This window comes from Chryseobacterium sp. KBW03 (assembly GCF_003852415.1).
Lineage (GTDB): Bacteria > Bacteroidota > Bacteroidia > Flavobacteriales > Weeksellaceae > Chryseobacterium > Chryseobacterium viscerum.
On record NZ_QAJO01000015.1, the window covers coordinates 36307 to 50492 of the forward strand.

A 14186-nucleotide genomic window follows, 5' to 3' on the forward strand; every position below is an offset into this window, starting at 1 on the left:
TTAATATTTGATATTGAATTTTTAAGGCGGCAAAGATGGAATCGACTTCATTGATTCTTTCTAAGCGAACGCTAATTATACAGCTTCGTCAGCAGTTTGTTGTTTTCTTAGCTTACTTTAGAATAAGAAGAATTCATATAATCTTTGCGTTTATACAAAATAAATATCTGCATTATAAATTACAAGAGCCTGAACTTACAATCATAAGTTCAGGCTTTTTATTTTAGGGTGTTTTTCCGGGTCAAGTGAAGGGGTTCTCCTGCAATGTTTTGGTGGTCGGCAATATAATTTTGTCTTACCATATTAATTTAAAAACAAAACAACATGGAAACATTAAAATCAGTGCTTGAAACAAGCCACGCCAAGAAAACAAAAAATGAGTTAATCGACCTTTTATCAGGAGTAGAAAAAGTTCTTACCCCGGCAGTCTATGAAAAAGTATCAGGAATTGAAACTTCAGAATTGAGTGCATTGACCAATAAAGAACTGCTAGGTATCGTAGAAGACTTCAAAAAGAATTATGATGAAAAGTGGGAAAAATCGTTTTCCGGAGCCTCTTCAGAAATCATGAAGCTGATTGCCGGTAAAATGGCTGCCGATGAAGAGATCTTCAAAACTTCAGACGCTGCCAGTGCAGATTTTGCAGCAGAATTGGGAAGTATTGATTTTGCCACCATCATTGGCGGACCTTTGGATGCCTGTGTAAAAGCGCAGTCTAATGCCTCTATTGCCACTGTTAGTTTTATTAATGAAGTAGGTTTCGAGCTTACAGATCCTACTAATCCAGCCAGTTCTAAAAAACTGAGAATGGCAGAATTCAAATACAAAAAAAATATTCCGAATCCAGATTTTAAATCTGACGAGCCAGTAAGTGCAAGCAATCCTAAAACCATTCCTAGTGATGTAGAAATCTCAACGCCTTTTATAGCATTGCTGAATGTTCCAAGTTTCAGAATCGAATCTTGTGAAGTCGATTTTAATGTTAAATTGAATTCAACGTTTACCAAAGATGTAAGTGATGAATTTAAAATAGATGCAGGAGCATCCGGAGGATGGGGACCTGTAAAATTCAAAGTGGATGTGTCCTATAAAAGATCTTCCAGTACGGGAATCAAAGTGGAAAAAGAATATTCTCTTGGCGTGAAAGTACGGGCGACCAATGATGAAATGCCTGCTGGGCTTGAAAAAGTTCTTGGACTTCTTTCACAATAATATATTTTACGAAAAATGATAAAATTATCAGATTACCTGGATTATCTCAACAACGAGATAATTCAGGCTCGTAAAAAAGCGGACGAGAATGCGGTTCTTATTGCAAAAGAATATGCCCGTCATGAGTATCTTAAATATTTTAAGGTTCCAAGATATGCACTGCCCAGTGTAAAGATGGATATCCCGATCAAGATCACGGATATAGATTCAGCTCCCAAATATAATTTTAAACTGAATCAGGATCAGTTCGTTTCAGAAATGAATGAAAGAATCCGCCTGGTGAATAAAGAGAAAAAACTGAATATTCGTGAAATTTCAAAAAGACAGATTCAGACTGAAGAATTCAAGACCCTGTTCAGTAAACTGGAAAAAAATGATCAGAAATTCGGTAAGCTTCCTGCCAATGAAGTGCTGAAACTGGATCTCCGAAATAAAATCAAAATTCTTGATTCCGGAATCTTCAGACCTCAGGACGGGACCACGGAAGAAGAGACTGATGAACTGAAAGAAATTTTTTCAAAGGTTTTACTGAATAAATATACGCTGGTCAATGCAAAGCTGAACAACATCTACATAGATCCCAATACAAGTGCGGCAGAAGATAAAGATAAGCTATTCATCAACCTTCATGTGGAAATGGAGGAAGAAGGAATCAGGATTGTGTCATACAAAGATAAAGACGGTAACGAAATAGAACAGATAACTTTTGAGTAATGCAGGAACTTATTCACTACACAGTACAGAAAATTAAGGAGCTTCTGGAACATTTCAATGAAGTTCAGGCTTTATATCTGTCAAAATCATTTGACTTTGATGCCCAGTTTGATGTATTTCTTAACGAAGTTCTGGAGTATTTCCGTACCAAAGGAAGTACCAGCCATGAATCTGAAGTTTTGAAAATTATGAATATGATTGCAACTGTTAAAAGAGGTTTTAATCCCATAAAAATGGAGAAAATAACAACGGGAAGACGAGAAATTCTCGGAGGGTTTTCATTCAATGGAATAGAAAGTATTTATGATATTCTGATGGAGATTTGGGCTAAGGAAAACAAAAAACTAGAGGATGCAGAAGAACTTATTTCAGGGATTATTGTTTCGTTATACCAGAATGGAATTTTGGATGATGAAAAACTGAAAGAAATGGATTCTATTCCTAAAATTGAAAGCTTCTGGACTTCACTGACTGTACAGAATGCAGCAATATCCGGAATTAATAAGAAACTCAGACTTACCGTTATTGCGGAAGATATTTTTCTTATCCTGGAAAAAGTATTTCTGAAATTAATTTAAAAAAAGATCATTATGGAAACCGGAAGATATATCGTTCTGCTAAAAGATCAGCAGAAAACCGCACTCAAAAAAATAGAGAAAGAACTGGAAGTGAACATTACTTCTTCGGAGTTTCTTTCCAAAGAAAACCGTTCTTATGAAATTATTGATCAGAACAACGGGGTGCTTTACAAGAATCTTGGGGTTCTTGTAGTAGATAATATGGATGAAGAGCAATTGAAAAGTGCGGTGGAAAATGAATCGAATTCTATTGTTTACTACGAAAAAGAAAGGGAGTTTTTTCCTGCTGATGAATTGCAGCTGATTAATGAGCTTAAAAAACAGTCAGCCGGACTTGCAGAAAAGATTTCAGAACTTGAAAAATATATCACCAGTAAGCCTTTACCTCAACAATCATTCATTGAAATGGAATGGGGGCTGAAAGCGATTGGCTTAGAAAATACCCATTTTACAGGAAAAGGGATTGATATCTGTATTCTGGATACCGGGCTTGAAACCTCCCATCCCGATTTCTCCTCTGAAGAAATTGAAGGGAAGTCTTTTATAGATGGAGAAGATTGGAACAGAGATCCCAACGGACATGGAACCCACTGTGCAGGAGTTGCCACAGGAAATACCAGAAATGATAACGGAAAACGTTACGGAATTGCTAAGGACTGTAATTTGAAGATTGCAAAAGTGCTTGCAGATAACGGAAGAGGGACCACCAGCAGCGTGATTGATGCGATAGACTGGGCCATCACGAAAAAATTCAGAATATTGTCTCTTTCGCTGGCGTCTCCAGTGAAGCTGGATGATCAGCCTTCTGTCCTTTTTGAAACAATAGGAGAAAGAGCACTGGAAAATAACTGTCTTATTATAGCGGCTGCAGGAAATGACAGCAGCAGACCGCAGATTCCGCAACCGGTTTCAATGCCGGCCAATTCAAAATCTATCATGGCGGTTGGAGCCATTGATGCTCAAATGAAGATTGCCAGATTCTCAAATGCGGGAATCAATCCGTCTACAGGAGGGAATATCAATGTTTGTGCTCCCGGAGTGGATATTATAAGCGCCTATCCTAAAAACACAAAGAACAAAAATAATTTTTACTATGCCATGAGCGGGACCAGTATGGCAGCACCGCATGTTTCCGGACTTGCAGCATTGTATATTGAACAGTTTCCCAATAAATCTGCAAAAGAGATCTGGGAACTGATTGAAAACAAAGCCAGGCCTATTGAAGGCATAAAATACAGAGATATAGGAAACGGTTTAATACAGGTCCACTTATGAACACTTATCTCGCTGTTTTAAAGAAAGATATAAATTTTAAAAAGCTAGAAACGCTGCTAAAAAGTAAAAGCATAAAACTGGCTGCCCACTACAAAACCATTGGTGTTGTAAAACTTGAAAGTAATACACCCGTTTTGGAAGCCGAGTTTCAGGACTATTTTATATCTATAGAAGAAGAAAAAGATAATTTAACAATATAATCATATCAATAAAGCTTTTCTGTCGCAGAGAAGTTTTATTTTTGTCTCTTAGTGATAAAATACCATATGAATTTCAGATTTTCAATGATGTTTCTGATGCTTTTTGCATTAGGATTTTCACAGGACCTTACCGTGATGAGTTTCAATATCAGACTGAATGTTGAATCCGATAAAGACAATGCATGGCCCAATAGGAAACAGGATGTTGCCGATTTACTGACGTATTATCATCCGGATTATTTCGGAGTGCAGGAAGCGCTTCCGGAGCAGATGAAGGATATTAAAAACGGATTGAAGAATTACAACTATATAGGAGTAGGAAGAGATGACGGCAAAGAAAAAGGTGAGTTTTCTGCTATATTTTATGATACAGACAAACTTGAAGTCGTAAAATCAGGAACATTCTGGTTGTCTGAAACTCCGGAGAAACCTTCCAAAGGATGGGATGCTGCATTGAACAGAATCTGTACCTACGCTGTATTTAAAGATAAAAAATCGAAAAAGGAATTCCTGGCAATGAATCTCCATTTCGATCATGTAGGAAATGTTGCAAGAGTAAAATCTTCTGAGCTGATCCTGAAAAAGATCAAAGAATTGAATCCTAAAAATCTTCCGGTAGCATTAAGTGGAGATTTTAACCTTACTGATGATTCTGAACCGATTAAAATTCTTTCCCAGAATATGAAAGACACTTTTTATCACTCAGAAACCAAACATTATGGTCCGGTAGGAACTTTCACGGGTTTCAATGTAAACGAAGCTCCGAAAGACAGAATTGATTATATTTTTACAAATGGTTTTAAGATAAAATCTCACAGACACATCAATGACAGAAGAGAAAATTTACTTTATCCATCTGATCATTTTCCGGTTATTGTGAATCTTTCCCTATAAAAAATCAGTGGGTTGGAAAATCGACTTCAAATCCAATTCCTCTCAGGGATTGGATTTTTATTTCGGGATCACTAATGAAATACTTGCGAAGCCTGCTGATGAATACATCAAGACTGCGACCCGTAAAATAATCATTGGTTTCCCACAGGTTATCCAGAATATTATCTCTTGTAATGATAGAGCGGTTGTGTTTCAGAAGATACAAGAGAAGCTGTTGTTCCCGGATGGTTAATCTCGAATTGCCATTGGGATGTGACAGCAGAAGTTTGGCTGTATCCAGAGAAAACTGTCCAATCCTGATCTCGTTTTCCGTAACAGCGGGAAGTGTTCTCTTCAGGATATTTTTAATTCTTAAAACAAGCTCTTCAGGATCACAAGGTTTAGCAATATAGTCATCGGCACCTATTTTCAATCCCGTCAGGCGGTCTATTTTTTGGTTTTTGGCAGTTAAAAACAGCAATGGAAAATCCTTTTTTTCCTTGATGATCATTTTAGCCAGAGAAAAGCCGTCAAGATGAGGCATCATCACGTCCAGAATTCCTATTTGAAAAGGAAAATCAGCATGAAGCAACGGTACAACCTCTTCAGGATTCTGAAACCAGCTGACTTCAAAATCTTCCAATTCAAGATACTGTTTCAGGATCATTCCGAAATCCGGATCGTCTTCTGCCAGAAGGATTTTAGTTTTCATAAGGAATTGATATTTTAAAAGTACTGCCTTTAGTAAGCTGGCTGGAAACGTTTATTTTGCCACTATAATTTGTAATGATTTTCTTCACGAAATAAAGCCCGAGTCCAAGCCCTTTACTGTTATGAATATTATTGTTCTGTATTCTGTAGAATTTTTCAAAAATAGTATTTAACTCTTTGGTCTCCATACCATGGCCGTTGTCAGCGACTTCAATCTCCAGCTGCTGGGAGGCAGTTCTGATCGCTATGTTAACAACAGATGCACCATATTTTACACTGTTTTCACAAAGATTTTTAATAATGGTCTCCATTAGGTTTTTATCAAAAGGAAGCTTTTGTGAGATCGTATTGTCAAGGTTAAAATCCTTGTCGGGATAAGTGACGGCAAGATCCTGAATAAAAAAGTTCCAATCCTCTGGTTGTACTGCAATCATTTCATCCGGCATTTCATCCTTATGAAGCTGCAGCATCAGACTTTCAAGCCGGGAAATCTGACGGTCAATAAGGGGGAGTGTTTCAGGATTCCATCCTTTTTTTAATGCTTTAGAAGCTATTTTTAATGTAGCAATGGGTGTTTTAAACTCATGTGAAATGTTATCCACAATCGTGTGGAGAACTTCTACCTGCTTCTGCTGCTGGATCAGATTTCTAATCGTGAAAATATAAAGCAGAAGAACACCGGAAAGAAGTATAACACAACAAATGATCAATAAAGTAAGCTCTTTGAAAACAATACTCTTTATATTTTTAATCTCAAAATCGGTCTGGGTTTTCACCAGAAAAGTATTTCTTTTTTCAACCTGACCTTTATCCGAATCATCTTTTTTTGTGGTTGAGGTTTCCCAGCTTCCGTTGCTGGCAATACGGGGATTTTTAATCCTGTCCTTTGTCTCAAAAATTATAATAGGCTCGGTGATTACTTTGGCACTGTCCGGAAGGTGAACAATGGAGAGATACCGGATTCTTGCAGAAATTTCATAGCCGTCTTTCTGGTAGCGACTGTCGATATAGTGCATCAGTCTTTCTCTGGCTATCTTTCTGTTTTCTATGAAATAATTTAAAAAATCCTTTCTGTTGATCTCTTTATTATGATACCTGATGATGATTTGCTGAAGAGAATCATCTTTTGTTTCTTTGACTTCGTGGATATCTTCCAGATTATCGGTGTAGTTGGTAAGCCCGTCATTCACGGATCTGTAGATATCTCTTTCTTTGACCTGATAGGTCTTGTACATAAAATAAACCTGTATTCCTAGTAAAAGAAGGAACAGGGCAGCAAAAACGGAGATAAGAATTTTACTCTTGGATATCATTGAAACAAAGATAAAGCTTTAGCATTCTACTGAAATAGTATTTTTGTCATTAACCTATCATTAACCCATCGTTAACCGAGATTCTCCCTTTCAATATGGAATTTTGTACCCATAGAACAGAACCGTTGTTTTGTTTGATAGGATTTAAAAAATAAGCCATGTATAAAATTCTTTTTTTTCTGTGTCTGCCACTCCTGGTTCTTGCCCAGAAACAAAAACTTGGAGGAACTGTTGTAAACACGGATAATGAAAAACTTTCATCTGTAAAGATGGAGCTGTATAATTCTCAAAATAAATTAATCAAAGCATTAAAAACAGACGATAATGGAAATTTCGTGCTGGAGGATATTACAGAAGGTAATGTGAAACTCGTTGTCAAAAATCAGGGATATTCTCTATTTGAGAAAAAGATTGATCTGAAGCAGCCAGAAACTTTATATATTACCCTTAAAAAAGAAACTCAGGAAATAGAGGGAGTGGTAATGACGAAGCGTAAACCGTTGGTGAAAAGAAAAGTTGACCGTTTGGAATTCAATGTTGAAAACAGCAATATTTCATCACTCAATGCCTGGGAAATTTTAAAAAATACACCAAGTGTCACTGTAAATAATAGTACGCTGAGTGTAAAAGGAGGTACAGGGATCCTGGTGACCATTAATGATAAAAAAGTAATGCTGACGGGAGACGAACTCAAAAATCTTCTTGAAAATACCCAGGGAGATGAGGTGAAGTCTATAGAGGTGATCACCAATCCGCCAGCAAAATATGAAGCTTCAGGAAGTGCAGTCCTGAATATCGTTCTGAAGAAAAATAAGATTGAAGGCTACCGAGGGATCATTTCATCCAAATATATACAGACACAGTATGCGAAAGGCGTTGTCGGACTTTCTCAATATTATAAAAAAGATAAACTTTCCGTTATGGGAAGCTATTATAGAGGGATGGGAACGTATTACCGGGAAGGGACAGACTATGTGAATTACCCGGAAAGCCAAACCCGATGGGTGAGTACGATGAACAGGAAGGATAAAAACACTAACCAGAATACCCTGAATTTTAATGTGGAATATGAGCTGGACAGCTTGACCAGCTTAAGCCTCAACTATTCAGGGTATTTCTCTCCAAAATCTTTCGGGACCTACCATGTTCCTACGCTGATCTATAATGCTCAGGATATCGTGGAATCCAATTACACGACAATTAATGATCACCGATCGAGGTCTGTCAATAATTCTGTGAGTTTTCAGATAGACCGTAAACTGAATAAAAAAAGCAGTCTTTCCTGGATCAATTACTTTACCGGAAATAATAGCGATAAATATCAGAACGTGATTACCTATCTGAACTTTGCGGGCCAGCCTCCTAAAGAAGATAACTTCATTACACAGAATCAAGCAGATGTCCAGTTGTATTCTACCCAATTGGATTATCAGTGGAAAGGTGAAAAGCTGGAGCTGGAATCTGGAGCGAAATATAGTTTTGTAAAGACAAACAGTACGCTTAATTTCTCAGACAACGAGAATGGCGTTTTACAGTACCGTCCTGAGAAGAGCAGTATTTTTGACTATAAAGAACATAATTTTGCCCTGTATTCTTCACTTGCCTACAATATTGGAAAATGGAACTTCAAGGGAGGGCTTCGTGCCGAAATGACAGATCTTGAAGGCATCGTTTCTGAACCCTATGAACTGAATAAAAGCAACTACTGGAAGTTCTTTCCTACTTTCTATGCACAGTATACTACAGAAAATAAGCAGGAATTCGGGTTTTCCTATGGAAAAAGGATCAGCAGACCTTCCTATTCATGGTTGAATCCTGCCAAATCTTATTACAACCTGTTTTCATACTACCAGGGAGATCCGAAGCTGAAGGCAACAATTACGCATAACCTGAATCTTACCTATTCATGGAAAGAATGGAACCTTGATCTCTATTACCGAAAAGAAATTTATCCCTCAATGGAAATATCCTATCAGGAGCCGAGTACCAACAGCCTGATTTATTATTTTACCAATATTGAAAAAGGAGAAGCTTTCGGGGCTAGCCTTTACAAAAATTTCCAGGTGAAACCATGGTGGAACATCATCGTGTCTGAAAATCTTGAACATAACGAAAACTATTTCAAGGGAACAGACGGAATGTTGTATAAAAACAAAGTACTGAACTGGGTTTCCAATATCTCCACTAGTTTTACGCTTGATAAAAGCAGCGATTGGAAAATGGAAATGGGACATCGCTATTATTCTCCGGGAATACAGGGAACCTTCAGGATTTCTTCTGTCTGGTCAGCCTATTTTGTTATGAACAGAAAGTTCTTTAATAAAAAACTGGAAGCGAGTTTTGTGGTCAGCGATATTTTCAGAACTACAGGTCAGAAAGTGAGTACGAAATATGCGAATCAGGATAATTATTTCCTTGATTATACCGATGCGCAGGGAGTCACATTATCATTGAAATTCAACTTTGGAAATCAGTCTGTGAAAAACGCAAAAACAATAAAGAAAACCACCGAGCAGGAAAGATTATAGAAGAAATTAATATAAAACCAGTTACAATAAAATATTATTATAAAAGAAATCATCACCCGCTGTCACATTTTCGCTATTTTTGATACCTATCTTTAAAAAGATCGATATGAAGAAAATTTTTTCCGGATTGCTGATAGCAGTTTCTTTACTGCAACTGTCTGCACAGGAACTATATATGCCGAGGAACATCAAAAAAGCATATGAAAAAGGAACACGTGATATCTCCGGGGCGCCAGGTAAAAGCTACTGGCAGAATAAAGGAGCGTATAATGTAGAGGTGAAAGTGGATGCCAGCACAAAAGTGGTTTCCGGAAAAGAAACGATTGTCTACACAAACAACAGCCCGGATAACCTGAATGAACTGGCGATACGATTTGTAAATAATCTTCACAAACCACAGTCGCCAAGATCTGGAGTGGTCTCTAAGGATTTTCTGTCTTCAGGGCTTAAGATTAAATCTTTCATCGTGAACGGTGAGAAATATGATATCAATAGTGACGATTGGAGCACCGTTGAAAAAGTAAAATTAAAAACAGCTTTAAAACCAAAATCAAAATCCGAGGTTAAAATAGAGTGGGAGTATCCGCTTTCTGTACAGAGTGGAAGAGAAGGTCAGATAGATTCTGAAACTTTTTATGTAGCCTATTCTTTTCCAAGAATATCTGTGTATGATGATTACAACGGATGGGATATGCTTCAGCACTCAGACAGACAGGAGTTTTATAACGATTTCAATGACTATAGCTTTGCTATTACTGCACCAAAAAATTATGTAGTTTGGGCAACCGGAGATTTTCTGAACCCGGAAGCTGTCCTTCAGCCGGAATATTTAAAAAGATATAAAGCTTCATTAAAAAGCGATAAAGTAATGCATATTGCTACGGAGCAGGAAATGAGGTCGGGGAAAGTTACGCAGCAGAACAAATGGAATATATGGAAGTTCAAAGCCAGCCACATTACAGATTTCTGTTTTGCACTGAGTAACCATTATGTGTGGGATGCAGCCAGTGTTCAGTTAAAAACAAAAAGAGCAAGCGTTCAATCCGGATATAAAAACGGAGCAAAAGATTTTGAATACTATGTAGACTGGATGCGTTATAACCTGGACTGGTTTTCTAAAAACTGGCCGGGAGTAGAATATCCCTATAATGTAATGACCGCTATCCAGGGATATGCAGATATGGAATATCCAATGATGATCAATGATACCAGTATTCCTGATGATCTTCAGGATGCAAGATTGACGGCAGATCATGAAATTGCCCATACGTATTTCCCTTTTTATATGGGAATCAACGAAACGAGATATGCATTTATGGATGAAGGTTGGGCTACCACCCTGGAGTATCTTATCGGTATTGATGAGAACGGAGAAGATGCTGCCAAAGAATTTTATAAAAACTTCCGTGTTAAAAAATGGATCAATGATCCGTCTGCAGAACAGGATCAGCCTGTAATTACGATGAGTACGCAGGTAAGTGGCGCGGGGTATGGAAACAATTCCTATGTGAAAGCCTCTTTATCTTATCTGGCGCTGAAAGATTATTTAGGAGATGAACTGTTCAAAAAAGCATTACACCATTATATGGACAACTGGAATGGAAAACATCCGGTGCCATGGGATTATTTCAACTCTATGAATACCGGCTCAGGGAAAAATCTGAATTGGTTCTTCCAGAATTGGTTTTATACCAATAATTATATTGATTTAAAAGTAACGGGAGCATCCCAGATGAATGATATGCTTACAGTAAACGTGGCAAATGTAGGTGGATTTGTAATTCCGTTTGATGCAATATTGGCCTATGAAGACGGGACTACGGAGAAACTGCATTTTTCTCCTTCTGTTTGGGAAAAAGATCAGAAACTAACCGATCTGGTGATTCCTATTAAGAAAAAAATAAAATCGGTACAGCTGGATGGAGATCTGTTTATGGATTATACTCCGGAAAATAACCGCAAAAATTTATAAAAGTAAAAGCCTTCAGATTCTGAAGGCTTTTTTATTTTAAAAATAGGCTGTCAATCTTAAGCCTAATGTAATATAATTGATTTTTTCTTTAGCAATCATATTGTTAAGTTCCTCATCCAGCTCAGCACTTTCTTTAATCTCGTCACTGAAGTGATAGCGGATCGTAGAGTTGATCTGATTGTAATCTGTATAGAAAGTAAGACCTAACCCCGGATTGAACTTGTAGGTCATAGCAGCTCCTGTATTCCAGCGGAAAGCAGGTTTGGGCTTGTATCGGGCTATTTGAAGTTCGTGGTTAGGAGCGTCTATATCGTCTCCTTTTACAAATACTTTTCCACTTGCTGTGGCGGCATATCCTCCGGTTAGCTTTAAGGTAAGCTGCCATTTATCTGAGAATTCATGAGAAAAATAAGGACCAATACCTGCAGCAAGGAAGCCCATGGATTGCGTTTTTAGTTCATGGTTACCAAAATCCTGCCCGTCATCAAAGTTTATTCTTTGAGATTTAATCGGGAAGCTGCTGAAGGTGATATCTGCGCCCACACCCCATTTTTTTGAAAAGAAATAAGCACCTTCCAATCCGCCCTCAAAACCTGTTTGTTTTTTGTCATCCAGTTCAGATTCCTTCAGGAAGTTGGTGGTTCCTAATACTGTCCCCGTCTTTAAGGCAAGAAAAGATGGATAATCGTTTCCTTGTATTCTGGATAAGAGACTTAAATTATCCCCCTTGTTCTTATAAATTTTATCAATAAAGAAATACCCGAGCTCTGTTGAGATAATCCCAATCCCAGCACCGGCAAGAATATCCGGAACCCAGTGTCTGTTATTTAAATTCCGTCCAAGTCCCGTAATAGCGGCAGAACCATACCCTGCAATACTATAGGCTGGGTTTACCATACCATATTCCTTGTGTAGAAAGCTGGCGTTGGTAAAAGCCATTGCAGCATGTCCTGATGGAAAAGAATTGTTTTTGGACCCATCCGGACGTTCCACTTTTGCTGTATATTTAATAGAATTCACTAAAATAGCCATGATGACTAAGCTGGTACCGTAGGATAAAGTGGCCCGCCCGAGATTGTTTCTACCTTTTACACCTGCCAGTTTTAATCCGTAAACGGCAGCAGCAGGAGCATATTGAAGATAATCATCATATTTGACTTTAAAGTTGGGAAGATATCGGTTTCTTACTTCGCGGATATTCTCTTTTTCTCCCCATGTTGCCGCAGCAGCGGCAAAAAGAAGGGCAGGAGCCACTGATTTTTTTACCCATTCTTTTTTGAAAAAAGGGGTTTTCTCCTGAATGCTGTAACCGGAATTAATTAATGCGAGATCTTCTTTAAGACTTCTGACTTGGATCGTATCCTGTGTTTTAATTTGGATAGTATCCTGTGCTTTAATACAGTATAAGTGCAATAGTATTCCTGATGCTAGTGCTAATTTTTTCATCTTAGTAGTGGTGCGAAATTAAATCATGTAAAAGTATTAAAAAAATCTATCCCAAAAATTGAGATAGACTATTTTAATATTTTTATAATATTACAAATTACGTTGTTGATTATCTTAATCCAGATCTTGGTCCGGATGCAGCTACTACAGCCTGCATTCTTGTTTTTTGGTTAGCAGAGAACATAACCATAGATTTGTCATCTACATAATCCATATAATTCATGAACATTTGAGAACGGCTTACACCTCCACAAACTCTGTTTAGAGGATAGGTAGGATTTCCGTAGTTAGGGCCAGGAGAGGTAGGTGTATCATTAGAGTAATCTGTCTGGCAGCCAGCATCAGATGATCCCCAAAGGTGTGGAAGGTTTAGATAATGTCCTACTTCGTGGGTTACCGTTCTTCCTAAGTTGAACGGAGCAGAAGCTCCTGTTTTTCCGATGTATTGATATCCAATTACAAGACCATCATACCATTGTCCTGCATTTTCAGGATAATAGGCATAGCCAAGCGTTCCAGCCTGTCCATTTTGGTCAAGGATTGAATTCACAACCCAGATATTCATATTTTTATTTACATCAGTAGCATCAATACCTCCTGTGCTTGCTTTTTTCATCTCTTCCAGGTTAGACTTCCAGCCTGTTTTTGAATTTTGCTTGCGATTGGTAGCGATTAATTTGAAACGAATTTTTACATCACCTGCCGCAGAAGGCTGAAATGCGGAAGGAATTTTATTAATATCAGAATTGGTAGCACCATAATCTGCATTCAGTACAGCGATTTGTTCTGCAATTCGTGCATCAGAAACATTTTGAGCAGAGGTGTTATAAATTACGTTAAAAACAACAGGGATTTCAACAGTTCCATCTGCGAGAACTTTTCCCAGTTTAAGATTGTCAGCAAAGTTTTGAGTACGGGCTTCAATTTCGTCTGCTTTTAGCCTTAGTGAAGGATTTTTCTGTAACATTTCAGCTCTCAATTCTTCAGAAGGACAGCTTCTTTTAAGGGCACTTTCAACAGGAGGTTCCTGGTTCAGAGGTGTTTCGTTTTGATTGTTTAAGCTGTCGGTGTTACATGCCGACATAAAGCCCAGAACGAGGGCTCCAAATAAGAATTTTTTCATATCGTTATAATATAATTTGGTTGAGGATGTGAAATTATATTATTTGAAATTGATATGCAAATTATTTTACATTTTATTTAAATTATTCTTATTTAATAGTTGTTTTGGTTGATTATATGATATGTTTTATTGATTTGTGTTGAATTTTAGTTAATTTTTGATTTGTAAAAAATATTTCACATTTATGTGTATTTTTAAATGTAAATAATTACGTTTTTTTAATTATTTATAGAATATTTTT

Annotated in this window: 12 protein-coding genes; 8 read left to right on the forward strand and 4 right to left on the reverse strand. The window is 37.4% G+C overall.

The window, feature by feature from the left end; translation table 11 throughout:
• Nucleotides 1-324: 324 nt before the first annotated feature.
• The 6 genes from DBR39_RS23035 (at nucleotide 325) to DBR39_RS23060 (ending at nucleotide 4873) form a co-directional block, all read left to right on the forward strand.
• Nucleotides 325-1212, forward strand: coding sequence for a DUF2589 domain-containing protein (locus tag DBR39_RS23035; RefSeq protein WP_124537022.1), 888 nt, complete (start codon nucleotides 325-327; stop codon nucleotides 1210-1212).
• Nucleotides 1213-1227: 15 nt separating this feature from the next.
• The gene (locus tag DBR39_RS23040; protein ID WP_124537023.1) at nucleotides 1228-1926 is read left to right on the forward strand and encodes a hypothetical protein; all 699 of its coding nucleotides are present in this window, start codon (nucleotides 1228-1230) and stop codon (nucleotides 1924-1926) included.
• Complete coding sequence (locus DBR39_RS23045) at nucleotides 1926-2504, forward strand: hypothetical protein (protein ID WP_124537024.1); 579 nt, start codon at nucleotides 1926-1928, stop codon at nucleotides 2502-2504. The genes DBR39_RS23040 and DBR39_RS23045 overlap by 1 nt, the downstream gene beginning before the upstream one ends.
• Before the next feature lie 12 nt (nucleotides 2505-2516).
• On the forward strand, nucleotides 2517-3779 hold the full coding sequence (locus tag DBR39_RS23050; protein WP_124537025.1) for a S8 family peptidase: 1263 nt from the start codon (nucleotides 2517-2519) through the stop codon (nucleotides 3777-3779).
• Nucleotides 3776-3979 carry a hypothetical protein gene (locus DBR39_RS23055; protein WP_124537026.1) on the forward strand — a complete coding sequence of 68 codons (204 nt, stop codon included), beginning with the start codon at nucleotides 3776-3778 and terminating at the stop codon, nucleotides 3977-3979. Before DBR39_RS23050 ends, DBR39_RS23055 begins: the two co-directional genes overlap by 4 nt.
• Nucleotides 3980-4045: 66 nt before the next feature.
• Nucleotides 4046-4873, forward strand: a complete 828-nt coding sequence (locus DBR39_RS23060) for an endonuclease/exonuclease/phosphatase family protein (protein WP_124537027.1) — start codon at nucleotides 4046-4048, stop codon at nucleotides 4871-4873.
• 4 nt (nucleotides 4874-4877) lie between these two features.
• Here DBR39_RS23060 and DBR39_RS23065 read toward each other — a convergent pair whose 3' ends face one another.
• Together DBR39_RS23065 and DBR39_RS23070 are read right to left on the reverse strand one after the other, a co-directional pair.
• Entirely contained in the window at nucleotides 4878-5564 is a 687-nt protein-coding gene (locus tag DBR39_RS23065; protein ID WP_124537028.1) for a response regulator transcription factor, read from the reverse strand.
• Entirely contained in the window at nucleotides 5554-6876 is a 1323-nt protein-coding gene (locus DBR39_RS23070) for a sensor histidine kinase (protein WP_124537029.1), read from the reverse strand. The genes DBR39_RS23065 and DBR39_RS23070 overlap by 11 nt, the downstream gene beginning before the upstream one ends.
• A 158-nt stretch (nucleotides 6877-7034) precedes the next feature.
• Here DBR39_RS23070 and DBR39_RS23075 point away from each other — a divergent pair, with 158 nt between their 5' ends.
• Both DBR39_RS23075 and DBR39_RS23080 read left to right on the forward strand, forming a co-directional pair.
• Nucleotides 7035-9404, forward strand: coding sequence for an outer membrane beta-barrel family protein (locus DBR39_RS23075; RefSeq protein WP_124537030.1), 2370 nt, complete (start codon nucleotides 7035-7037; stop codon nucleotides 9402-9404).
• Nucleotides 9405-9510: 106 nt separating this feature from the next.
• Nucleotides 9511-11376: a M1 family metallopeptidase gene (locus DBR39_RS23080; protein WP_124537031.1), complete on the forward strand. Its 1866-nt coding sequence runs from the start codon at nucleotides 9511-9513 to the stop codon at nucleotides 11374-11376.
• Nucleotides 11377-11412: 36 nt separating this feature from the next.
• Here DBR39_RS23080 and DBR39_RS23085 read toward each other — a convergent pair whose 3' ends face one another.
• Together DBR39_RS23085 and DBR39_RS23090 are read right to left on the reverse strand one after the other, a co-directional pair.
• Complete coding sequence (locus tag DBR39_RS23085; protein WP_124537032.1) at nucleotides 11413-12822, reverse strand: phosphatase PAP2 family protein; 1410 nt, start codon at nucleotides 12820-12822, stop codon at nucleotides 11413-11415.
• A gap of 109 nt (nucleotides 12823-12931) precedes the next feature.
• On the reverse strand, nucleotides 12932-13945 hold the full coding sequence (locus tag DBR39_RS23090; protein ID WP_124537033.1) for a zinc metalloprotease: 1014 nt from the start codon (nucleotides 13943-13945) through the stop codon (nucleotides 12932-12934).
• Nucleotides 13946-14186: the final 241 nt, after the last annotated feature.

Excerpts from the sequence above, each read along its gene's own strand:
- DBR39_RS23045 (WP_124537024.1), top strand. The coding sequence starts at position 1,926 with ATGCAGGAACTTATTCACTACACAGTACAGAAAATTAAGGAGCTTCTG.
- DBR39_RS23035 (WP_124537022.1), top strand. The coding sequence starts at position 325 with ATGGAAACATTAAAATCAGTGCTTGAAACAAGCCACGCCAAGAAAACA.
- DBR39_RS23040 (WP_124537023.1), top strand. The coding sequence starts at position 1,228 with ATGATAAAATTATCAGATTACCTGGATTATCTCAACAACGAGATAATT.
- DBR39_RS23090 (WP_124537033.1), bottom strand. The coding sequence starts at position 13,945 with ATGAAAAAATTCTTATTTGGAGCCCTCGTTCTGGGCTTTATGTCGGCA.
- DBR39_RS23060 (WP_124537027.1), top strand. The coding sequence starts at position 4,046 with ATGAATTTCAGATTTTCAATGATGTTTCTGATGCTTTTTGCATTAGGA.
- DBR39_RS23070 (WP_124537029.1), bottom strand. The coding sequence starts at position 6,876 with ATGATATCCAAGAGTAAAATTCTTATCTCCGTTTTTGCTGCCCTGTTC.
- DBR39_RS23050 (WP_124537025.1), top strand. The coding sequence starts at position 2,517 with ATGGAAACCGGAAGATATATCGTTCTGCTAAAAGATCAGCAGAAAACC.
- DBR39_RS23065 (WP_124537028.1), bottom strand. The coding sequence starts at position 5,564 with ATGAAAACTAAAATCCTTCTGGCAGAAGACGATCCGGATTTCGGAATG.
- DBR39_RS23075 (WP_124537030.1), top strand. The coding sequence starts at position 7,035 with ATGTATAAAATTCTTTTTTTTCTGTGTCTGCCACTCCTGGTTCTTGCC.
- DBR39_RS23080 (WP_124537031.1), top strand. The coding sequence starts at position 9,511 with ATGAAGAAAATTTTTTCCGGATTGCTGATAGCAGTTTCTTTACTGCAA.
- DBR39_RS23085 (WP_124537032.1), bottom strand. The coding sequence starts at position 12,822 with ATGAAAAAATTAGCACTAGCATCAGGAATACTATTGCACTTATACTGT.
- DBR39_RS23055 (WP_124537026.1), top strand. The coding sequence starts at position 3,776 with ATGAACACTTATCTCGCTGTTTTAAAGAAAGATATAAATTTTAAAAAG.